Origin of the sequence: Enterobacillus tribolii (assembly GCF_003363015.1) — a bacterium.
In the GTDB taxonomy this organism is placed as follows: Bacteria; Pseudomonadota; Gammaproteobacteria; order Enterobacterales; family Enterobacteriaceae; genus Enterobacillus; species Enterobacillus tribolii.
This window is the reverse complement of the sequence record NZ_QRAP01000008.1, coordinates 158,418-179,026: the sequence shown is the minus strand read 5'-3', so window position 1 is coordinate 179,026 and position 20,609 is coordinate 158,418. Positions and strand designations below refer to the sequence as shown.

Annotated in this window: 17 protein-coding genes; 7 read left to right on the top strand and 10 right to left on the bottom strand. The window is 55.3% G+C overall.

Annotated features, from left to right (window positions below; genetic code table 11):
• Positions 1 to 40: 40 nt before the first annotated feature.
• The 4 genes from C8D90_RS16955 to nagB all read right to left on the bottom strand — a co-directional run bounded on the left by C8D90_RS16955 (position 41) and on the right by nagB (position 4,088).
• Positions 41 to 793 (bottom strand): HAD-IIA family hydrolase, encoded by a 753-nt coding sequence (locus tag C8D90_RS16955; RefSeq protein WP_115459652.1) that lies wholly within the window; start codon positions 791 to 793, stop codon positions 41 to 43.
• A gap of 64 nt (positions 794 to 857) precedes the next feature.
• On the bottom strand, positions 858 to 2,087 hold the full coding sequence (nagC, locus tag C8D90_RS16950; RefSeq protein ID WP_115459651.1) for a DNA-binding transcriptional regulator NagC: 1,230 nt from the start codon (positions 2,085 to 2,087) through the stop codon (positions 858 to 860).
• A 25-nt stretch (positions 2,088 to 2,112) separates the two neighbouring features.
• Positions 2,113 to 3,270: an N-acetylglucosamine-6-phosphate deacetylase gene (nagA, locus tag C8D90_RS16945; protein WP_115459650.1), complete on the bottom strand. Its 1,158-nt coding sequence runs from the start codon at positions 3,268 to 3,270 to the stop codon at positions 2,113 to 2,115.
• Between the two features lie 17 nt (positions 3,271 to 3,287).
• On the bottom strand, positions 3,288 to 4,088 hold the full coding sequence (nagB, locus tag C8D90_RS16940) for a glucosamine-6-phosphate deaminase (protein WP_115459649.1): 801 nt from the start codon (positions 4,086 to 4,088) through the stop codon (positions 3,288 to 3,290).
• 358 nt (positions 4,089 to 4,446) lie between these two features.
• Here nagB and nagE point away from each other — a divergent pair, with 358 nt between their 5' ends.
• The 5 genes from nagE to C8D90_RS16915 all read left to right on the top strand — a co-directional run bounded on the left by nagE (position 4,447) and on the right by C8D90_RS16915 (position 13,379).
• Positions 4,447 to 6,483 (top strand): N-acetylglucosamine-specific PTS transporter subunit IIBC, encoded by a 2,037-nt coding sequence (gene nagE, locus C8D90_RS16935; RefSeq protein WP_115459648.1) that lies wholly within the window; start codon positions 4,447 to 4,449, stop codon positions 6,481 to 6,483.
• A gap of 222 nt (positions 6,484 to 6,705) precedes the next feature.
• Positions 6,706 to 8,373, top strand: a complete 1,668-nt coding sequence (gene glnS, locus C8D90_RS16930) for a glutamine--tRNA ligase (RefSeq protein WP_115459718.1) — start codon at positions 6,706 to 6,708, stop codon at positions 8,371 to 8,373.
• Positions 8,374 to 8,886: 513 nt separating this feature from the next.
• A complete protein-coding gene (gene chiP / locus C8D90_RS16925) occupies positions 8,887 to 10,296 on the top strand; it encodes a chitoporin ChiP (protein WP_115459647.1) in 1,410 nt (469 codons plus the stop codon).
• Between the two features lie 60 nt (positions 10,297 to 10,356).
• On the top strand, positions 10,357 to 10,683 hold the full coding sequence (gene chiQ, locus C8D90_RS16920) for a ChiQ/YbfN family lipoprotein (protein WP_115459646.1): 327 nt from the start codon (positions 10,357 to 10,359) through the stop codon (positions 10,681 to 10,683).
• Between the two features lie 20 nt (positions 10,684 to 10,703).
• The gene (locus tag C8D90_RS16915; protein ID WP_115459645.1) at positions 10,704 to 13,379 is read left to right on the top strand and encodes a beta-N-acetylhexosaminidase; all 2,676 of its coding nucleotides are present in this window, start codon (positions 10,704 to 10,706) and stop codon (positions 13,377 to 13,379) included.
• A 226-nt stretch (positions 13,380 to 13,605) separates the two neighbouring features.
• Here C8D90_RS16915 and fur read toward each other — a convergent pair whose 3' ends face one another.
• The 4 genes from fur to ybfF form a co-directional block, all read right to left on the bottom strand.
• The gene (gene fur / locus C8D90_RS16910) at positions 13,606 to 14,058 is read right to left on the bottom strand and encodes a ferric iron uptake transcriptional regulator (protein WP_115459644.1); all 453 of its coding nucleotides are present in this window, start codon (positions 14,056 to 14,058) and stop codon (positions 13,606 to 13,608) included.
• Between the two features lie 308 nt (positions 14,059 to 14,366).
• On the bottom strand, positions 14,367 to 14,897 hold the full coding sequence (gene fldA, locus C8D90_RS16905; RefSeq protein WP_115459643.1) for a flavodoxin FldA: 531 nt from the start codon (positions 14,895 to 14,897) through the stop codon (positions 14,367 to 14,369).
• A gap of 114 nt (positions 14,898 to 15,011) precedes the next feature.
• Complete coding sequence (gene ybfE / locus C8D90_RS16900) at positions 15,012 to 15,293, bottom strand: LexA regulated protein (RefSeq protein ID WP_115459642.1); 282 nt, start codon at positions 15,291 to 15,293, stop codon at positions 15,012 to 15,014.
• A gap of 184 nt (positions 15,294 to 15,477) precedes the next feature.
• Entirely contained in the window at positions 15,478 to 16,242 is a 765-nt protein-coding gene (gene ybfF, locus C8D90_RS16895; protein ID WP_115459641.1) for an esterase, read from the bottom strand.
• A 202-nt stretch (positions 16,243 to 16,444) separates the two neighbouring features.
• Here ybfF and seqA point away from each other — a divergent pair, with 202 nt between their 5' ends.
• On the top strand, positions 16,445 to 16,975 hold the full coding sequence (seqA, locus tag C8D90_RS16890) for a replication initiation negative regulator SeqA (RefSeq protein WP_115459640.1): 531 nt from the start codon (positions 16,445 to 16,447) through the stop codon (positions 16,973 to 16,975).
• A 31-nt stretch (positions 16,976 to 17,006) separates the two neighbouring features.
• Entirely contained in the window at positions 17,007 to 18,650 is a 1,644-nt protein-coding gene (pgm, locus tag C8D90_RS16885) for a phosphoglucomutase (alpha-D-glucose-1,6-bisphosphate-dependent) (protein ID WP_115459639.1), read from the top strand.
• Positions 18,651 to 18,758: 108 nt separating this feature from the next.
• Here the strand turns inward: pgm and C8D90_RS16880 are convergent, their stop codons facing one another.
• Together C8D90_RS16880 and C8D90_RS16875 are read right to left on the bottom strand one after the other, a co-directional pair.
• Positions 18,759 to 19,853: a polysaccharide deacetylase family protein gene (locus C8D90_RS16880; protein WP_115459638.1), complete on the bottom strand. Its 1,095-nt coding sequence runs from the start codon at positions 19,851 to 19,853 to the stop codon at positions 18,759 to 18,761.
• 75 nt (positions 19,854 to 19,928) lie between these two features.
• On the bottom strand, positions 19,929 to 20,303 hold the full coding sequence (locus tag C8D90_RS16875; RefSeq protein WP_115459637.1) for a lysozyme inhibitor LprI family protein: 375 nt from the start codon (positions 20,301 to 20,303) through the stop codon (positions 19,929 to 19,931).
• Positions 20,304 to 20,609: the final 306 nt, after the last annotated feature.

Genomic DNA, 20,609 nt, shown 5'->3' with positions numbered 1-20,609 from the left:
TTCATGAGGCGTCTGACGGTGGCATCAGACGCCGGGACGATCAGAACACGTCGATGTCGGAGACGGAGGGGTAGATATAGGTGGGGCGGAAGGGCATGGATTCGATGTCTTCCAGGGTGGACACGCCGGTCAGCACCAATACTGTCTCCAGCCCGGCCTGGAAGCCGGCCAGAATGTCGGTTCTCAGGTTATCGCCGATGATGACGGTGCTTTCTGAATGGGCATGCATTTTGTTCAGCGCAGCGCGGATAATCCACGGGCTGGGCTTGCCGACGTAGAACGGGGAACGCCCGGCGATCAGCTCAATCGGCGCGCACAGGGCGCCGCAGGCAGGGAAGAAGCCGCGTCCGTGGGTGTCGGGGTTGGTGGCGATGAAACGCGCCCCATGGGCGACGAAATAGGCCGCTTTGTGGATCATTTCCCAGTTGTAGGAGCGGGTTTCGCCGACGATCACGAAGTCGGGGTTGATGTCGGTAATGGTGAAACCGGCTTTGTACAGCTCGTGGATCAGAGCGCCTTCGCCGATCACATAGGCTTTCTTGCCTTCCTGACGGCGCAGGAAGTCTGCGGTCGCCATGGCGGAGGTGTAAAAGGCCTCTTCCGGCACCTCAAGACCTGCGGCGGAGAAGCGGTTAGCCAGATCCTGGGCGGTTTGGGAAGGGTAGTTGGTCAGAATCACCAGCGGCATTTCCTGCTGCTGAATGCGGTTAAGGAAGACGTCAGCACCGGGAACCGGCGTGTTGTCATGCATCAGCACGCCGTCAATATCACAAATTACGCTTTGAATTGTCATCGTTTTCTTTCACTCACGAAGATAGCTGGCCTAACTATAGCCAGCTCAGGCGTGTAGTGAAAGACTAATGATGATTTTCCAGCAAACGCAGCAGCAGTACGCCGTTCAGCATGGCGCGTTTGACCAGGGCAAAAGCGCCGATGGCGGAGCGGTGATCCAGCTCGGAGGTGACGACCGGCAGGTTTTTGCGGAAATCCTTCAGCACCTGGGTGTTGATGCAGCTCTGAATCGCCGGCAGCAGCACTTTTTCCGCTTCGGTGATTTCTCCTGCGATAACCACTTTTTGCGGATTGAACAGGTTGATGGTGATGGCGATAGCGCGGCCGAGATTGCGCCCGACGTGATCGATCACCTCGCTTGCCAGCGCGTCGCCTTTGTTCGCCGCTTTGCAAATGGCGTGGATGCTGCAATCTTCCTGCGTCAGCTTGCTGGGATGGCCCTGCTCCAGCAGGTGGCGGACGCGCTGCTCAATGGCCGCGTTGGCCGCGATGGTTTCCAGGCAGCCGAAGTTACCGCAGTGGCAGCGCTCGCCCAGCGGATCGATCTGAATATGGCCGATTTCCCCGACGTTGCCGTTTCGGCCGAGGAAGGTGTTGCCGTTCACGATGATCCCTGCGCCAGTTCCCCGGTGCAGGCGCACCAGCAGGGAGTCCTCGCAGTCGCGCGTGGCGCCGAAGTAATGCTCCGCCAGCGCCAGGCTGCGGATGTCGTGCCCGACAAAGCTGGTGACCCGGAAGCGGGCTTCCATCACTTCCACCAGCGGCCAGTTATTGACGTTGATATGGGGCATGTAACGCACGATGCCGAGATCCGGATCGACCAGGCCCGGCAACACCACGGCAATAGCGATCAGCTCGCGGATTTTGCGTTGGTTAACCTGGATGAAGTGATCGATGGCGGTCAGGAGCGCGGCTTCCACGGTTTCCTGCGTACGCTCAGGCAAGGGATAATGCTCTTCCGCCAGCGACTTGCCGCTCATGTCATACAGCGTCAGCGTGGCGTCATGGCGGCCCAGACGCACCGCCACGGTGTTGAACAGGCGGGTTTCGGGCACGATGGAAATTGCCCGGCGTCCGCCGGTGGAGGCTTGCTGATCGACTTCTTTAATCAGCCCGCGCTCCAGCAACTGACGGGTAATTTTAGTGACGCTGGCTGGCGCAAGCTGGCTCAGTTCGGCAATCTGAATGCGTGATATAGGGCCTTGTTGATCAATCAGCCGATATACCACCGCGCTGTTAAGCTGTTTTACCAGATCGACATTGCCGATTTGTCCTTGTCCGCCGCCGGTCGCCATCTATATATTTACCCGTATAGTGTGATTATTTCACGATGTTCTCGTAGACGGTTTCGCCGTTAACGAGGGTTTTGATCACGCGGTAGTCCCGGGTGAACGCGGTCAGGTTAGCGACTTTGCCCGGTTCGATGCTGCCCAAACGCCCGTCCACGCCAATTGCGCGCGCCGGATAAAGCGACGCCATGCGCAGCGTTTCATCCAGGGGAATGCCGACGTGCTCTACGCTGTTTTGCACCGCTTCGATCATGGTCAGCGCGGAACCGCTCAGGGTGCCGTTGTCATCAACCACCAACCCGTTGCGGTAATATACTGTTTTCCCCGCAAAAATGAAGTGATCGATGTTGGCTCCTGCAGGTGCGGTTGCATCGGTGACCAGCACCAGCTTCTCGCCCTTCATGCGTTTAGCCATACGGATGTTTGCCCAGGCGACGTGATGACCGTCGGCGATAATCCCGGTGTACACTTCGGGAGTGTCGAAGATCGCGCCGATCAGGCCCGGTGAACGGCCGGAGATAGCCGGCATGGCGTTAAACAGGTGAGTCGCGAAGCTCATACCGGCGGCGAAGCCTTTACGGGCTTCTTCGTAGGTGGAGTTTGAGTGACCGGCGGAAACCACGATGCCAGCCGCTTTTAACTGGCGGATGGATTCTTCGGTCGCGACTTCCGGCGCCATGGTCACTTTAACAATGGCGTCGGCGTGCTCGCACAGGGTGTCGATCATTTCGTGATCGGGCTTGCGGATGTACTTCGGATTGTGCGTTCCTTTCTTCTCCAGGCTGATGTAAGGACCTTCGATGTGCAGGCCCAGCGCCTGATTCTGGTGCTTACTCAGATAGGAACGCATTACGTCCATCGCGTGCTTCATCATGTCATCGGCACAGGTGATGAGCGTGGGAAGGTAGCTGGTGCAGCCGGATTTCTCGTTGGCGTGCTGCATAATTTCCAGCGTTTCTTCAGAAACGGCGGCTTCCGAATCATTAAATTGCACGCCGCCGCAGCCGTTAAGCTGAACATCGATAAAACCGGGGGCCAGGATCGCGCCGTCCAAATCGTGACGCTCAATACCCGACGGTAATTCCGCGACAGGGCAAACGCGTTCAATTAAGCCGTTGGCGATCACCACTGCATGGTCGTCAAGAATGTCGTGGCCGGTATAAATCCGACAATGGGTCAAAGCGTACATCAGGTCCCCCTGTTGTCTTAAAGTTGTTTCATGTTTTCCGCTTCTAATTCGCGGAAGTACTTAACCGTTTTAACTTTCAGCTCCATCGTTGACGGCTCATCGCATACCACCACGGATTTCGGGTGAATTTGCAGGGCGGTGATGGTCCACAGATGGTTGACGCTGCCTTCTACCGCCATTTGCAGAGCCTGGGCTTTGGCATGGCCGGTCACCAGAATCATCACTTCTTCCGCGTCCAGCAACGTACCGACGCCGACGGTCAGCGCGTATTTGGGCACCTGGTTGATGTCGCCGTTAAAGAAACGGGAGTTGGCGATACGGGTATCTTCGGTCAGCGTTTTGATACGGGTGCGCGAAGCGAGGGAAGATGCGGGTTCGTTGAAGGCAATATGCCCGTCATTACCTACACCGCCCATAAACAGATTGATCTTTCCGTAGGATTTGATCTTTTCTTCGTAGCGGCGGCACTCGGCGTCGACGTCTTCTGCGTTACCATTCAGCAGGTTGATGTTTTCGCGCGGAATGTCCACGTGGTTGAAGAAATTGGTGTACATGAAGGTGTGGTAGCTTTCCGGATGATCTTCCGGCAGGCCGACGTACTCGTCCATGTTGAAAGTGACGACGTTTTTGAAGCTGACTTCGCCGGCCTGATGCAGTTCGATCAGGCGTTTGTAAGTCTGCAGCGGGGTGCCGCCGGTCGGCAGGCCCAGTACGAAGGGGCGCTCCGCAGTGGGTTTAAACTTGTTAATGCGGTTAACGATGTGGCGTGCGGACCACAAACCGACATCCGCCGACGCTTTCAGTGGGATAAGTCTCATCAGGGACACCTCATAAGCTAAGATAAAATGTTCTATGATTCACATGCAACAGAGCCGCTGTCGTCCGTTGTAAGCGTAACCCAGGTTGCCTGATTGCGCGCAGACCTGACTCTGTTTTGATTTTTTGTATACTAAAATAAGTTTTGTGTCGTGGCTAGCATATAGGCATATTTTAACGCACTATTGGTGATATTTATCACAAAACTGGAGGTTTTAATTTGCGAGGAAAAATAATTTTTTTACACTCCGGATTGAAGTGAGTTTCTATGCGTTAAGATCGTATCAGATGTCCGGTTGACGGCTACAAAAAAGGTGCACAAAGCATCCGCGGCCAAAAATGGTCATATAGGGGGAAAAGGTGAGTATTCTAGGTTATCTGCAAAAGGTGGGGCGCGCCCTGATGGTGCCGGTGGCAACACTGCCCGCCGCGGCCATCCTCATGGGGGTTGGCTACTGGATTGACCCGGTAGGTTGGGGGGGCGACAGCGCGCTGGCGGCCTTCTTCATTAAATCGGGGTCAGCTATCATCGACAACATGTCCGTACTGTTCGCCATCGGCGTTGCATACGGTATGTCCAAAGATAAAGACGGCGCCGCGGCCCTGACGGGTTTCGTCGGTTTCCTGGTATTGACCACGCTCTGCTCGCCGGCAGCCGTGTCAATGATTCAAAAAATACCTCTCGATCAGGTTCCGGCCGCGTTCGGCAAAATCAACAACCAGTTCGTCGGGATTCTGGTCGGTATCATTTCTGCTGAGCTGTATAACCGTTTCAGCAGCGTGGAACTGCCCAAAGCGCTTTCCTTCTTCAGCGGCCGTCGTTTGGTTCCGATCCTGACGTCCTTCCTGATGATCCTGGTGGCGTTCATCCTGATGTACATCTGGCCGGTGATCTTTGACGGTTTGGTCAGCTTCGGTGAGCAAATCCAGAAACTGGGTTCCGTCGGCGCAGGCGTTTATGCGTTCTTCAACCGTCTGCTGATTCCGGTTGGTCTGCACCACGCGCTGAACTCCGTGTTCTGGTTCGACGTAGCCGGTATCAACGATATCCCGAACTTCCTGGGTGGCGCGCAGTCTATCGCTGCGGGTAAAGCGACCGTAGGTATTACGGGGATGTATCAGGCGGGCTTCTTCCCGATCATGATGTTCGGTCTGCCGGGTGCGGCGCTGGCGATTTACCACTGCGCGCGTCCTGAGAACAAGGCTAAAGTGCTGGGTATTATGATGGCCGGTGCATTCGCCGCCTTCTTTACCGGTATCACCGAGCCGCTGGAATTCTCCTTCATGTTCGTGGCGCCGGTGCTGTACGTGATCCACGCCGTTCTGACCGGTATCTCCGTATTCATCGCGGCTACCATGCACTGGATCGCCGGTTTCGGCTTCAGCGCCGGTCTGGTGGATATGGTGCTGTCCTCACGCAACCCGCTGGCGGTCAGCTGGTACATGCTGATCCCGCAGGGTCTGGTGTTCTTCGTTATCTACTATACGGTGTTCCGTTTCACCATCACTAAATTCAACCTGATGACGCCGGGCCGTGAGCTGAGCGGCGCAGGTGAAGAAGGTGATGGTCAGGACGTCAACGTTGCAACCAGCAACGGTAAAGACATCGATGCGGCTCTGATGGCGCGTCAATACATCGGCGCGGTCGGCGGTTCCGCCAACCTGACCGGTATCGACGCCTGTATCACCCGTCTGCGTCTGACTGTAAAAGACTCTTCGCTGGTGAACGAGTCGCTGGCCAAGCGTCTGGGCGCTTCAGGGGTTATCCGCCTGAGCAAAACCAGCGTGCAGATCATCGTCGGCTTCGCTGCAGAGAAGATCGCCAACGCCATGCGCACCACCGGCGACGTTCCTGCCGCGCCGGCTAACGGCAACAGCGCGCCTGCCGCAGCGCCGGCAGCCAAGCCTCAGGCAACGCCGAATGCGTCTGCCGCGGTCAAGGTAAGCCTGGTTTCTCCCATCACCGGCGACGTTGTGGCGCTGGAAGACGTTCCGGATGAAGCCTTCGCCAGCAAAGCGGTAGGCGACGGCGTGGCCGTGCGTCCGACCGGGAAAACCGTGGTTTCTCCGGCTAACGGCACCGTGGTGAAGATTTTCAACACCAACCACGCGTTCTGCCTGGAAACGGATGAAGGCGCTGAAATCGTGGTGCACATGGGTATCGACACCGTTGCGCTCAACGGCCAGGGCTTCAAGCGTCTGGTTGAAGAAGGCGCAACCGTGAAAGCCGGTGACCCGGTTCTGGAACTGGATCTGGACTACCTGAACGCCAATGCGCGCTCCATGATCAGTCCGGTCGTCGTCAGCAACATCGACGACTTCGGCGGTCTGGCTATCGCGGCATCCGGCAAGGTGGTCGCTGGTGAAAGCAAACTGTATGACATCAAGGGCAAGTAAGCGCGTTTAGCGGTTGCTGCCTGACGGGCGGGAAGAGGGAAACCTCTTCCCGCTTTTTTATTTCCGCGCGGTGTTGTTGTGCCTGACGACGGAGCAGGGGCCTGAAAAACAGGGATACCCGCGACGGATACCGGAAATCTTGTAACAAACGGTTGTTTCCGGACGTGGGTTGTTGGATTATTAATGGTTATCCGTAGCGTTTTGGCATATGAGGAAAAAGAAATGAGTGAGGCTGAAGCCCGCCCAACGAATTTTATCCGTCAGATCATCGATGAAGATCTGGCGACCGGTAAACACACCAGCATCCATACCCGTTTCCCGCCGGAGCCGAACGGCTACCTGCATATCGGGCATGCGAAGTCTATCTGCCTGAACTTCGGCGTCGCCAAAGATTACCAGGGACTGTGCAACCTGCGTTTTGACGACACGAACCCGGTGAAGGAAGACATCGAGTATGTCGAGTCCATCAAACACGACGTACAGTGGTTGGGATTCGAGTGGAGCGGGGCGGTACGTTATTCCTCAGACTATTTCGATCAACTGCACCAGTATGCCGTAGAGCTGATTAACAAGGGCCTGGCGTATGTGGATGAGCTTTCCCCCGAACAGATCCGCGAATACCGCGGTACGCTGACGGAGGCGGGACGCAACAGCCCGTACCGCGAACGTAGCGTGGAAGAGAACCTGGCGCTGTTTGAAAAAATGCGTACCGGCGGTTTTGCCGAAGGCGCAGCCTGCCTGCGCGCGAAAATCGATATGGCGTCGCCGTTTATGGTGATGCGCGATCCGGTTCTGTACCGCATTAAGTTTGCCGATCACCACCAGACCGGCGACAAGTGGTGCATTTACCCGATGTATGACTTCACCCACTGCATTTCCGATGCGCTGGAAGGGATCACCCACTCACTGTGTACCCTGGAGTTTCAGGACAACCGCCGCCTGTATGACTGGGTGCTGGACAACATCTCAATTCCGGTGCATCCGCGCCAGTATGAGTTCTCCCGCCTGAATCTGGAATACGCCATCATGTCCAAGCGTAAGCTGAGCCAGTTGGTGAGCGAGAAGATTGTGGAAGGCTGGGACGACCCGCGTATGCCGACGATTTCCGGCCTGCGCCGCCGCGGCTACACCGCCGCCGCCGTGCGTGAGTTCTGCCGCCGGATCGGGGTGACCAAACAGGATAACAACGTGGAAATGGCTGCGCTGGAATCCTGTATCCGCGACGACCTGAACGAGCATGCGCCGCGCGCTATGGCGGTGTTGGACCCGGTGCGCGTGGTGATTGAAAACCTGGCGGCGGATACGCTGGAAATGATCAGCATGCCCAACCATCCGAACAAACCGGAGATGGGCAGCCGCGAGGTGCCGTTCAGCAACGAGATTTACATTGATCGGGCTGACTTCCGCGAAGAAGCCAACAAGCAGTACAAACGTTTGGTGCTGGGTAAAGAAGTTCGCCTGCGTAACGCCTACGTGATTAAAGCAGAGCGCGTGGAGAAAGACGCAGCAGGCGAAATCACCACGATCTATTGTACCTATGACCCGGAAACCCTGAGCAAGGACCCGGCGGACGGGCGCAAAGTGAAAGGCGTTATTCACTGGGTATCCGCCAATCATGCGGTGCCGGCCGAGTTCCATTTGTACGATCGCCTGTTCACCGTACCGAATCCGGGAGCGGCGGAGGACTTCCTGTCCACCATCAACCCTGAATCGCTGGTGGTGCGTAAAGGTTTCGTTGAGCCAATGCTGGGTTCTGCCGTTGCTGGCGTGACCTATCAGTTTGAACGTGAAGGTTATTTCTGTGCTGACAGCCGTCACTCTTCGCCGGAGCATTTGGTGTTTAACCGTACCGTCGGGCTGCGTGATACCTGGGCGAAGATCGCCGGATAATTGCCACCTGCGTTACTATTATTGATTTTCTTCATGAAAAAAGCCGCCTGTTCTCAGGCGGCTTTTTTATTATCCCGTTCCATTCTGGCTTATTTCACTGCGATATCCGCGGTTCTTCGTGAGAATCTCTATTATTCGTAACGCGAATTAATCATGGGGCAATGTGGAAATTTGCTGTAATCGATTCAACAGAATCGCTTAACAGATACATTTCTGTATTGTTTTCACTCTCAATTATTATTCACAATTAGTTGATTATCATGGATTTTCATCTAAAAAATGCACTTTATGCAGAGTAACATATTTTCACACTTATGTGCTCTGCGTCATAAATCGACAAACTCGGTACACTTTTCATTTGATAATTCGCGTCGCGAAAAATAAGCTGTCTTTAGAGAAGTGATGTGATTGAGACATTGTCTGAATCGCGATTTTTTCCCCGTTTCGGGGTTTTAGCGAACCGCTGGCACTCGTGCCCGGAAGCGCTCTTTCAAGGTCAAAGAGGAATTTACTATGATTACGCATCGTGCCCGGCGTAAGTCGCTGGCGCTCGCAATTACCGGGGCGTTGTTAGGCGGCAGTTTTTACGCAATGCCGGAGGCTCAGGCCGAAGGTTTTATCGATGATTCAACACTGACCGGTGGCGTGTATTACTGGCAGCGTGAACGCGATCGCAAAGACGTTACTGACGGCGATAAATATAAGACCAACCTGTCTCACTCTACCTGGAACGCCAATCTCGATTTCTCCTCCGGTTATGCCGCCGACATGTTCGGCCTGGACATTGCCGCGTTCACCGCCATTGAAATGGCAGAGTCTTCAGAAAGTGGCCACCCGAACGAAATCGCGTTCTCTTCTATTAATAAAGGCTATGACGAAGACTATTCCGGCGACAAGAGCGGGATCAGCCTGTATAAAGCCGCCGCGAAATTCAAGTATGGTCCGGTATGGGCGCGTGCGGGCTGGTTGCAGCCTTCCGGTCAAACCCTGCTGGCTCCGCACTGGAGTTTTATGCCGGGTACCTATCAGGGGGCCGAAGCCGGTGCGAACTTTGACTACGGCGATAACGGCGCGCTGAGTTTCTCGTATATGTGGACCAACGAGTATAAGTCGCCGTGGCATATCGAGCTGGATAAGTTCTATCAGAACGACAGGAAAACCAGGGTCGATTACCTCCACTCTATCGGCGCGAAGTACGACTTCAAAAACGACCTCGTACTTGAGGCCGCATTCGGTCAGGCTGAGGGCTTTGTCGATCAGTACTTTGCCAAAGCCAGCTACAAATTTGACGTCGCCGGCAGCCCGCTTTCCACCAGCTACCAGTTCTACGGCGCGCGTGATAAAGCCAGCACCCACACGGTGAATGATATTTACGACGGCACCGCATGGCTGCAGGCGCTGACGTTCGGCTACAAGATCGGTCAGGTCGACCTGCGTCTGGAAGGGACCTGGGTGAGGGCCGAAGGGCAGCAGGGGTACTTCCTGCAGCGTATGACGCCGACCTACTCCTCTTCCAACGGTCGTCTGGACGTTTGGTGGGATAACCGCTCCGACTTTAACGCCAACGGCGAAAAATCAGTTTTCTTCGGCGCCATGTATGACCTGAGCAACTGGAATCTGCCTGGCTGGGCGGTGGGCGCCTCCACGGTTTACGCGTGGGATGCGAAGCCTTCTACCTGGAAGCTTGACGACAACGGCAACAAACAGTCTATCGCTTCTACTAAGATTAAAGAATCTGCCTACAGCCTGGATGCGATGTATACCGTTCAGGAAGGCCGCGCCAAGGGCACGCTGTTCAAGCTGCACTTTACGCAGTATGACAACCACTCTGATAACCCGAGCTGGGGCGGTGGTTACGGCAACATGTTCCAGGATGAAAGAGACGTGAAGTTTATCGTCATCGCGCCTTTCACCATCTTCTGATAATCAGCCCCCGCATTCGCAAAATGCGGGGGTTGTTGCGTTAATACGCGGGATATCATCATGAAAAAAGTGCTTTTGATCGTTGTCGCGACGGCCGTATTGAGCGCATGCGCTCAGCCCACGGCGCCTAAAGAAGATCTGCAGCTGAAGAATGCCTATAGCGCCTGCATTAATACGGCGGAAGGCAACCCGGACAAAATCGAAGCCTGCCGTTCGGTGCTGAACGTGCTGCGGCAGGATAAGCAGCATCAGGCTTTCGCCGAGCAGGAAAGCGTACGTACCCTGGACTACCAGAAATGCATCATTGACCGTAAGACGGGCAACGATCAGGCCGTGAACAAAGATTGCGGCAAGATCTGGCAGGAAATCCGGGCTAACAACAATTAATGACAGGACGAGGCTTAGAGATGAAAAAGTTTAAGTTAAGTACATTGGCAGTGGCGGTTTCCGCGTTAGGCATGCTGGGTTTTTCCGCTGCCAGCCAAGCCGATCAACAACTGGTTGATCAACTCAGTAAGCTGAAAGTGAACTATAACATTACCGATAACCGCGCTGCCGAGCATGGCGTGGACTGCGCCGCACTGGGTGCTGACTGGGCATCCTGTAATAAAGCGATTATCACCCTGACCAACGATGGTCCGGAAATCAAAGGTTCAGACTGGGCTATCTACTTCCACAACATCCGCCAGGTGCTGAAAGTCGATAACGAGCAGTTCAAAATTACCTTCGTAACCGGCGACCTGCACAAGCTGGAGCCGACCGACAAGTTCAAAGGCTTCGCCGCCGGTGAGTCGGTAGAGATCCCGATTATCGGTGAATACTGGCAGATTTTTGAATCCGATGTGATCCCCCGTTGGTACGCCACTTCACAGGATGCGCAGCCGAAGGTGATTACCAGCACCGATACGGAAGATCTGCACAAGTTCATGACGCCGTTTTCCGGTGACCTGTGGAAACGTACCAAGGATGACAACAACATCCTGATGAACACGGAAAACCGTTACGCCAAGAACGAAGACGTGAAACTGCTGCCGGCCGCCGAGCTGCGCGGGCAAATCATGCCGACGCCGGTTGAGCTGAAAATCCACAAGCAGGACGCCGACCTGAGCAAGGGCGTCGCGCTGGACCTGGGCGTGATGGATAAAGAAAGCGCCGACGTTGTGCGTAACCGCTTCGGCCTGCTGGGCGTGAAAGTGAATGACGGCGGCTACCCGATTAAAACCTCCGTTCAGACCCAACAGTTCAAAGGCGACATGGCGGTTCCCGGCGCGTATGAGCTGAAGATCGGCGAGAAAGGCGCGGAAATTATCGGCTACGATCAGGGCGGCGTATTCTACGGCCTGCAGTCCATTCTTTCCCTGGTGCCGTCTGACGGCAGCATGAAGATCGCCACTCTGGACGCCAAAGATGCGCCGCGCTTCCAGTACCGCGGTATCTTCCTGGACGTTGGACGTAACTTCCATACCAAGCCTGCGGTGCTGCGCCTGCTGGATCAGATGGCTTCCTACAAGCTGAACAAGTTCCATTTCCACATCACCGACGATGAAGGCTGGCGTATCGAGATTCCGGGCCTGCCGGAGCTGACGGACGTCGGCAGCAAGCGTTGTCACGATCTGACCGAAACCAAGTGCCTGTTGCCGCAGCTGGGTTCCGGCCCGGACAGCAACAACAACGGCAGCGGCTACTTTACGCGCGCCGACTATATTGAAATCGTGAAATACGCCAAGGCGCGTAATATCACCGTGATCCCGGAAGTTGATATGCCGGCGCATGCCCGTGCCGCGATTGTTTCCATGGAAGCGCGTTACAAGAAACTGATGGCTGCCGGTGATGAGAAGGGTGCGGAAGAGTTCCGCCTGCTGGACCCGACCGACACCTCCAACACCACGTCGGTGCAGTTCTACGATCGCCACAGCTACCTGAACCCGTGCCTGGATTCTTCCAAGCGTTTCGTGGACAAGATCATCGGCGAAATGGCCCAGATGCATAAAGAAGCAGGTCAGCCGCTGACGACCTGGCACTTCGGCGGCGACGAAGCCAAGAACATCCGCTTTGGCGCCGGTTATCAGGATAAGAACGGCAAGATTGAGCCGGGCAAAGGCATCATCGACATGAGCAAAGAAGACAAGCCGTGGGCGAAGTCCCAGGCCTGTCAGGTGATGATCAAAGACGGTAAAGTGGAAGATATGGAGCACCTGCCGAGCTACTTCGCGATTGAAGTCAGCAAGCTGGTTAACGCCCATGGCATCGAGAAGATGCAGGCCTGGCAGGATGGCCTGAAGGACGCGAAAGATTCTAAGTCGTTCGCGACCAAGCGCGTTGGTGTAAACTTCTGGGATACCCTGTACTGGGGCGGTTTTGACTCCGCCAACGATTGGGCGAATAAAGGCTTCGAAGTCACCATTTCTAACCCGGATTACGTCTACCTGGACTTCCCGTATGAAGTGAACCCGCAGGAGCTGGGCTATTACTGGGGCACCCGTTTCAGCGACGAACGTAAGATCTTTGCCTTCGCGCCGAACAACCTGCCGCAGAACGCCGAAACCTCCGTTGACCGCGACGGCAACTATTTCACCGCCAAGAGCGACAAGCCGTGGCCGGGCGCACATGGTCTGTCTGCCCAGCTGTGGAGTGAAGTGGTCCGTACCGATGAGATGGTGGAATACAAGATCTATCCGCGCATCATGGCTGTTGCAGAGCGTGCATGGCACCGTGCCGGCTGGGAACAGGATTACAAAGCGGGCCGCGAGTATAAAGGCGGCGAAACCAAACACGTTGATACAAAAGCGCTGCACAACGACTGGGAGCGTTTCGCTAACCTGATGGGGCAGCGTGAACTGGCGAAGATGGATAAAGCCGGTGTCGGTTATCGCCTGCCGGTTCCGGGCGCCAAAGTCGTGAACGGCGTGCTGGAAGCGAATACTGCGTTCCCTGGCGTGGCGATTGAGTACTCGGTAGACGGCGGTAAAGAGTGGAAGCGCTATCAGGCCGACGCCAAACCGCAGGTGGCCGGTGACGTAATGGTTCGCTCCACCAGCCCGGACGGCAAGCGTTACAGCCGCGCCGAGCCGGTAACCCTGTAAGGCAGTACCCCGGCCGCCTCCGGCAACGGGAGGCGGTCAACATCCTCGTTTCATTGCATTACCTGATTATTAATTGTTGTTAATTACTAAGAGCCTGAAAGACTTGCCCCGCTTGCGGGGCATTTTTTATGCGGTGGTTTACTGTGACGGCGGGTTTTTTATCAGGACAAACAAAAACGCCCCGGATAACCGGGGCGCTTTTGTTTATGCCTGGCAGGCTGGGGTGTTATCGGTTTTTGCCGTCGTGCAGGGTATCATCTTCGCGGCAGTTGCCTTCAGCGCAGTGACCGTACAAATAGAGGCTGTGGTTGGTCAGACGGATACCATATTTCTTGGCGATCTCGTTCTGACGCTTTTCGATTGAGTCATCGCTGAACTCGATAACTTTACCGCAATCGAGGCAGATCAGATGGTCATGATGGTGCTGTTGGGTCAGCTCGAACACGGACTTTCCGCCTTCGAAATTATGGCGGGTAACAATTCCCGCGTCGTCGAACTGGTTAAGCACGCGATAGACGGTGGCGAGACCAATCTCTTCGCCCATATCGATCAGCTTTTTGTAGAGGTCTTCCGCGCTGACATGGTGGCATTCCGGATCCTGCAGCACCTCCAGAATTTTAAGGCGAGGAAGCGTGACTTTCAGCCCGGCTTTCTTTAGTGCAGTATTGTTGTCAGTCATGCGGATTTTGTCCTGTTGTTGCGGTTGTCCGGCTTTGAATTGATGCTTTTACTATCAACGTTATGCTAAGCATCCAGCGAACAAAAAAGGATTATTAAGTCTCATTATAAGACTCATATTGATAAATGGAAACAGTGATATGTTAACAAAATGGCAGCTCATCCAGGCCATCTAAAATAATAATTTATTGATATTAAATGAAAATTAATTGTGTGATCAAGTAAATCGTTGCAAAATTGTGGCAAATCGGTTCTGCCGATGAATGAAATACCCGTCAGCAATCACACTAACGGGCATCATTTCTAAATTTACCCGGTAATTTCTGCCAGGCTCATCTCTTCTGAGATCTGTTTTACCCACTTCTCTACGCGCTCGGCGGTGAGTTCCGGCTGACGATCTTCATCAATCGCCAGGCCGACAAAGGTGTCTTCCCCGTCAGCAATGGCTTTGGAGGCTTCGAAGTGATAGCCTGCCGTCGGCCAGTGGCCCACGATGGTGGCGCCGCGCGGTTCGATAATGTCGCGGATGGTGCCTAATGCATCGCAGAAGTATTCCGCATAATCTTCTTGATCGCCGCAGCCAAACAGGGCGACCAGCTTGCCGTTGAAATCGATGTCTTCCAGCGTGGGGAAGAAATCATCCCAGTCGCACTGGGCTTCGCCGTAGTACCAGGTCGGGATGCCGAACAGCAGAATGTCGAACGCTTCTATATCTTCTTTGCTGCTCTTGGCAATGTCATGGACTTCCGCAACCTCTTTGCCGAGTTGCTTCTGAATCATCTTCGCGATGTTTTCGGTGTTGCCGGTATCGCTGCCAAAGAATATGCCTACGATTGCCATATCGCGTATATACCTTATATATCAATAAATTAATAGAATTTAAAATGAAACGGCAGTTACTATAACACTTTTAACGCGCCGGTTTTATCGTCATTGTGTGCTTGCCGCGCAGAATCATTTAGCCTGGCGGGAAAGCTGCGCCAACAACATTTGTTCAATTAATTCGCTGCGGCTGATGTTGCGCTCCTGCGCCAGGCGGTTGAGGATATCAACCGCTTCTTCATTGATTTTCAGCTCCACGCGGCGCAGGCCGTTTACCTTGTCGCGCCGCAGTTGGTTGCGCTTATTAATTCTTAGCTGTTCATCACGGGACAGCGGGCTGGTTTTCGGTCGTCCCGGACGACGCTCATCTGCGAACAGGTCCAGCGTCGTGCGGTCCGTTTGTTCTTTAGCCATATCAGGTTGCAGTGCTGCTGGGAGAAATGGATACCTCGGGGAAAACGATGCCCCCGTACGTCACGCCGGTATTTGTTTCATTTATACGGCGATATCGCCCGGGGAACGCGCCCCGGCGGCGACAGCGCGCAATCATACCCCAGCGGGGCGAGGGGGGACAATCCTTATCCCGTGAGATCCCTTGTCATGCGTCAAGAAACCGCCGCAGCGTCCGCAATACCGCTTCCGGCTTCTCCGAATGAATCCAGTGGCCCGCGCCGGCAATGACGTGGGCTTTGGCGTTGGGGAACTGGCGGGCGATAGCGTCGCGGTGAACGTCCTGAATATACGGCGAAATGCCGCCTTTGATGAACATTGCGGGGTGCGGGCAGGGCGGGATTTCCGTCCAGCCGACGATGTTGGGGTATTGCTCCCACAGCACCGGCACGTTGAAGCGCCATGCGCCGTCGTGGAAGGACTTCAGCAGAAACTGGATGACGCCTTCCTCCGCCAGTAACGGACGCATCACTTCCGCCGCCTGATGGCGCTGGGCAACGCCTGCTTCGGTGACGGCGTTAATGGCGGCGAAGATTTTGTCGTGCCGGCGGAGTTGGTAATCGACCGGCGCGACGTCCAGAATGCCCAGGCGGCGAATGCGCGACGGCGCCAGTGCGGCCAGGGCCATGGCGGCTTTTCCGCCCATGGAGTGGCCGACAAGGTCAACCTGCGCGAGGTTGAGTTCGTCCAGCAATGTCAGCAGATCCTGCGCCATGACGGCGTAGTTCATCTCCGGCGAACGGGGGGATAGCCCGTGATTGCGCAAATCCACCTGGATAATGTCGCGATCGGCGCAGAGGTCGCGCGCCAGTACGCCCAGATTGTCGAGGCTGCCAAACAGGCCGTGGATCAAAATAGCAGGAGGAAGCGACGCCGGAGTCTGGGCGTTGCGCAGGCGATGATGTAATTTCATAGATTATATGGCCGTTGTTTTTGGCACTAGGTTAACATGCCTGAAACATTTTTCACGCTTTCGCGCAGGCTTTCTCCGGGCTGCGCCGGCGGATGTCACAAAGTGCGCGGAAAAACCGTGGATGGCGCTTTACGCTACCCGCCTGCCGCGTTTAACTTTATAATCCTGGGGATTGCGTAGCAAAATACTGTGTTGGATAAAGATGAAAACTATTGAAGTCGATGAGGAACTTTACCGCTATATCGCCAGCCATACTCAAAGTATCGGTGAAAGCGCTTCGGATATTTTACGTCGTTTGCTGAACGTTGGGGACGGCCGCAAATCCGAAAACGTAGCGTCTGTGGCGGCAACGCCGGCCAAAGCACCCGCGGCGGCGTCAGCCGTTGATCGGGTTCGTACGATGCGTGAGCTGCTGCTGTCGGATGAATATGCCGAACAGAACAAGGCGGTTAATCGTTTCATGCTGGTATTGTCCGCGCTGTATTCCGTCGATGCGAAAGCGTTCACGCAGGCGACCGAATCTCTGCATGGCCGTACCCGGGTCTATTTTGCCGGCGATCAGCAAACGCTGATGCAAAACGGCACGCACACCAAACCCAAGCATGTTCCCGGCACCCCGTATTGGGTGATTACCAACACTAACTCCGGTCGCAAGCGCAGCATGGTGGAACATATCATGCAGTCAATGCAGTTCCCTGCGGAACTGATTGAAAAAGTTTGCGGTACTATCTAATCCGAATGATAAAGCGTTAGGGAGAAGCGCAATGGCAAACCATCCTCGCGCCGGGCAGCCCGCCCGGCAAAGTGATCTGATCAACGTAGGCCAGTTGGTCGCTCAATATTATGTGCTGACCCCTGAACCGGGCAATGCCGCGCATGCGGTTAAGTTCGGCACCTCCGGTCACCGCGGCAGCGCGGTGCGCCACAGTTTTAACGAGCAGCATATTCTTGCCATCGCGCAGGCCATTGCCGAAGTGCGCAAAAGCAACGGCGTGAACGGGCCGTGCTTTGTGGGTAAAGACACGCACGCGCTGTCTGAACCGGCGTTTATCAGCGTGCTGGAAGTGCTGACCGCCAACGGCGTTGACGTGGTGGTCCAGCAGGACAACGGTTTTACGCCGACGCCGGCCGTGTCGCACGCCATCCTGACCCACAATGCACAGGGCGGTTCCGTGGCGGACGGCATCGTGATTACGCCATCGCACAACCCGCCGGAAGACGGCGGCATCAAATATAATCCGCCGAACGGCGGGCCGGCTGACACCGACCTGACCTCAGTTATTGAGAAGCGCGCCAACGCACTGTTGGCGTCGGGCCTGGATGCGGTGAAGCGGCAGACGCTGGACAAAGCCTGGCAGAGCGGCCTGGTGCACGCGCGCGATCTGGTGCAACCCTATGTGGAAGACCTGGTCAACGTCGTTGACATGCCGGCGATTCAGCGGGCGAACCTGGTGCTTGGCGTCGATCCGCTGGGCGGTTCCGGGATTGAATACTGGCAGCGCATCGGCGAGCATTACAAGCTGAATCTGACCCTGGTTAATGACAATATCGATCCTTCTTTCCGCTTCATGCATCTCGATCATGACGGCGTGATTCGTATGGACTGCTCTTCCGAATGCGCCATGGCGGGGCTGCTGGCCCTGCGCGACAAGTTCGGCCTGGCTTTCGCCAACGATCCGGATTACGACCGCCACGGCATCGTTACGCCGGCCGGCCTGATGAACCCGAACCATTATCTGGCCGTCGCCATTAACTACCTGTTCCAACACCGCCCGAACTGGGGCAAAGACGTCGCCGTAGGCAAAACTCTGGTTTCCAGCGCCATGATCGATCGCGTGGTGAATGATCTGGGACGTAAGCTGGTGGAAGTGCCGGTTGGCTTCAAGTGGTTTGTTGACGGGCTGTTTGACGGCAGTTTCGGCTTTGGCGGCGAAGAAAGCGCGGGCGCTTCCTTCCTGCGCTTTAACGGCAAGCCGTGGTCAACGGACAAAGACGGCATCATTATGTGCCTGCTGGCGGCGGAAATCACCGCGGTAACGGGCGATAACCCGCAGGTGCATTACAACCGTCTGGCCGAACGTTTCGGCGCGCCGAGCTATAACCGTCTCCAGGCGCCTGCCACGCATGCGCAGAAAGCCGCGCTGTCCAAGCTGTCGCCGGAAATGGTGACCGCTGACAAACTGGCCGGCGATCCCATCACCGCGCGTCTGACCGAAGCGCCGGGCAACCATGCTTCCATCGGCGGCCTGAAGGTGATGACGGACAACGGCTGGTTCGCCGCGCGTCCTTCCGGTACGGAGGAAGCTTACAAGATCTATTGTGAAAGCTTCCTGGGGGCGGAACACCGCCAGCGTATTGAAAAGGAAGCGGTGGACATCGTCAGTGAAGTGCTGTCTGGCGCCAAATAAACCGTTTTAGCGTTGCGTAAGAACGCCGGCATCCGCCGGCGTTTTTTTATTCCTGCATGCCGTTAAATGCGTGTGGACTGATGCTCAGGGGAGTAGAGGCAAAGCGTCTTAGTTGCCGGCGGCAAACTGCCGGCAGTCAAGCCAGCGAATGCCGGCGGATTGCAGCTGTGACTGCAGGGTTTCTACGGCGGCGGGCGCTTTATCATGCACATCATGGAATAAAATGATGCCGTGACGCCATAACAGCATCAGCGTCAGCACCCGGTCTGCGGTCTGCGCCGCGTTGACCTGACGGCTCCAGTCCTGCGAATCGATATTCCACAGCGTCACTCGGACAGCGTTAGCGGCAAAAAAAGGCGCGCTGTCGGCCTTGCGCTGGCCGTAAGGCGGCCGAAACAGCGCGACGTAACTTTGCGGCGCGAGCTGCTTGATCAATACCGCGCTGTCCAGTACGGAGCGTTGCCATGTCTCCCCGCGGGCGTGCGTCTGGTGCTGCCAACCATGCATGCCGAGGCATTGCCCCTGATACAGGGCGGCGATGCTGCCCGGGCGCTGCTGCGCACGCTGTTGCAGCTTTTCTCCCAGCGCAAAAAATATGCCATTCAGGGCGTGCTGGCGGAGGACGGCGAGCAGACGCTCCGTATTGCCGCCGCTCGTGTCCGGTCCGTCGTCAAACGTCAGCAGGAATTCTCCGTCCTTTAATCGATCTCCGTTCATCTCCGCATCTGAAAAAACGTCGATCTCGCTGCTGATCGCAGGAAATAGGGCGGCAAGGCGCAGTTGTTCATCCAGATAATGCCGGTGGAAAAGGGCGCGGGCTGGATCGATCTGCGCTGCTGCTGCCAACTGGCGTAATGCGTCGCGGGTCGGCGCGGTTTCGCAGTCGTCGCATCCCTGCGTGGCGTAACGGTAGTTGGTCAGCAACGTTTGCCAATAACGCTGGCGAACTTTATTCACGGCGTCCGGATTCAGCGTTTTCACGGCCAGCCGTTCCTGAAGCTGCGGTGATGAAAGCGTTTCACTGTTAGCCAGCGCGTGGGCAAAAGCCAGAATTTCAAGGCGGGAGGCGGCATTATAGGCCGACGCAGAGGTGATGGCCGGTGTATTCAGCGCGGAACGATCCAGCGTCGCCATGGTTTTGGGGCCGGCAGCCTGCGCTATGGCGCATAAGAAGAGCGTACAAAATACCAGGGCGTTTCTCATGCGTCGTTTCCGGTAATCAGTGGTAATGCAAAAGGCGAACGCATGGGTTCGCCGTTTGCCTGCGTCACGGGGGCTTTACTCCACGCGTGACAGTTTGGCCTCATCGCAACCTGCGTTACGGCATTCGCGTTCGATGCTTTTCAGGAGTTCAATACGGGCGCTCATCTTGGGGTTTACGCATCCCAGGTTAACCAGCGAGCCGGAGGAGCACTCGCTGTCGCGCTGTTTCAGCCACTGAATTTGCGCAGTTTTGACCGTTTTTTTCTGGTTGGCGTTAAGCGCGCTCATGGTTTTCTTATATTGCTCGTTCAGTAACTGATCGTCCTGAACCATTTGCAGCGCGGCGCAGTAGGTTCTGTCGTAGGGCGTGTTGGGATTGTCGCAGCTCAGGGCCAGTGCTGAGGCGGAGACGAACAGTAATGAACATCCTATTAATGCTGACTTAATCATTTTTCCCTCTTAAATGAGATTGAGCGCCGGTATAAAAGCAGTGTTAAGGCAACGATGTAAAGCAAGTTTAATACCAAAAACGTATTTTCTGTTAATTCCTGAAATAAAAATGGGTGCTATATCTCTATTAGCCTCCATTTCGTCATATCACTTCAGGGATATGAAAACATTTTTTAATTCGATTGACCAGTAATGATTTTTTTAATGTAAATAGGTATAAATCTTAAAATAAGTGAAATTAATTGCTTTTACACCCTTACGGTGGTTATTGGCTCGGTGAATTAGAATACTGAAGAGATATAATAC

Coding starts and splice junctions, on each gene's coding strand:
- C8D90_RS16955 (WP_115459652.1), bottom strand. CDS start 793: ATGACAATTCAAAGCGTAATTTGTGATATTGACGGCGTGCTGATGCAT.
- nagC (WP_115459651.1), bottom strand. CDS start 2,087: ATGGCGACCGGCGGCGGACAAGGACAAATCGGCAATGTCGATCTGGTA.
- nagA (WP_115459650.1), bottom strand. CDS start 3,270: ATGTACGCTTTGACCCATTGTCGGATTTATACCGGCCACGACATTCTT.
- nagB (WP_115459649.1), bottom strand. CDS start 4,088: ATGAGACTTATCCCACTGAAAGCGTCGGCGGATGTCGGTTTGTGGTCC.
- glnS (WP_115459718.1), top strand. CDS start 6,706: ATGAGTGAGGCTGAAGCCCGCCCAACGAATTTTATCCGTCAGATCATC.
- chiP (WP_115459647.1), top strand. CDS start 8,887: ATGATTACGCATCGTGCCCGGCGTAAGTCGCTGGCGCTCGCAATTACC.
- chiQ (WP_115459646.1), top strand. CDS start 10,357: ATGAAAAAAGTGCTTTTGATCGTTGTCGCGACGGCCGTATTGAGCGCA.
- C8D90_RS16915 (WP_115459645.1), top strand. CDS start 10,704: ATGAAAAAGTTTAAGTTAAGTACATTGGCAGTGGCGGTTTCCGCGTTA.
- fur (WP_115459644.1), bottom strand. CDS start 14,058: ATGACTGACAACAATACTGCACTAAAGAAAGCCGGGCTGAAAGTCACG.
- fldA (WP_115459643.1), bottom strand. CDS start 14,897: ATGGCAATCGTAGGCATATTCTTTGGCAGCGATACCGGCAACACCGAA.
- ybfE (WP_115459642.1), bottom strand. CDS start 15,293: ATGGCTAAAGAACAAACGGACCGCACGACGCTGGACCTGTTCGCAGAT.
- ybfF (WP_115459641.1), bottom strand. CDS start 16,242: ATGAAATTACATCATCGCCTGCGCAACGCCCAGACTCCGGCGTCGCTT.
- seqA (WP_115459640.1), top strand. CDS start 16,445: ATGAAAACTATTGAAGTCGATGAGGAACTTTACCGCTATATCGCCAGC.
- pgm (WP_115459639.1), top strand. CDS start 17,007: ATGGCAAACCATCCTCGCGCCGGGCAGCCCGCCCGGCAAAGTGATCTG.
- C8D90_RS16880 (WP_115459638.1), bottom strand. CDS start 19,853: ATGAGAAACGCCCTGGTATTTTGTACGCTCTTCTTATGCGCCATAGCG.
- C8D90_RS16875 (WP_115459637.1), bottom strand. CDS start 20,303: ATGATTAAGTCAGCATTAATAGGATGTTCATTACTGTTCGTCTCCGCC.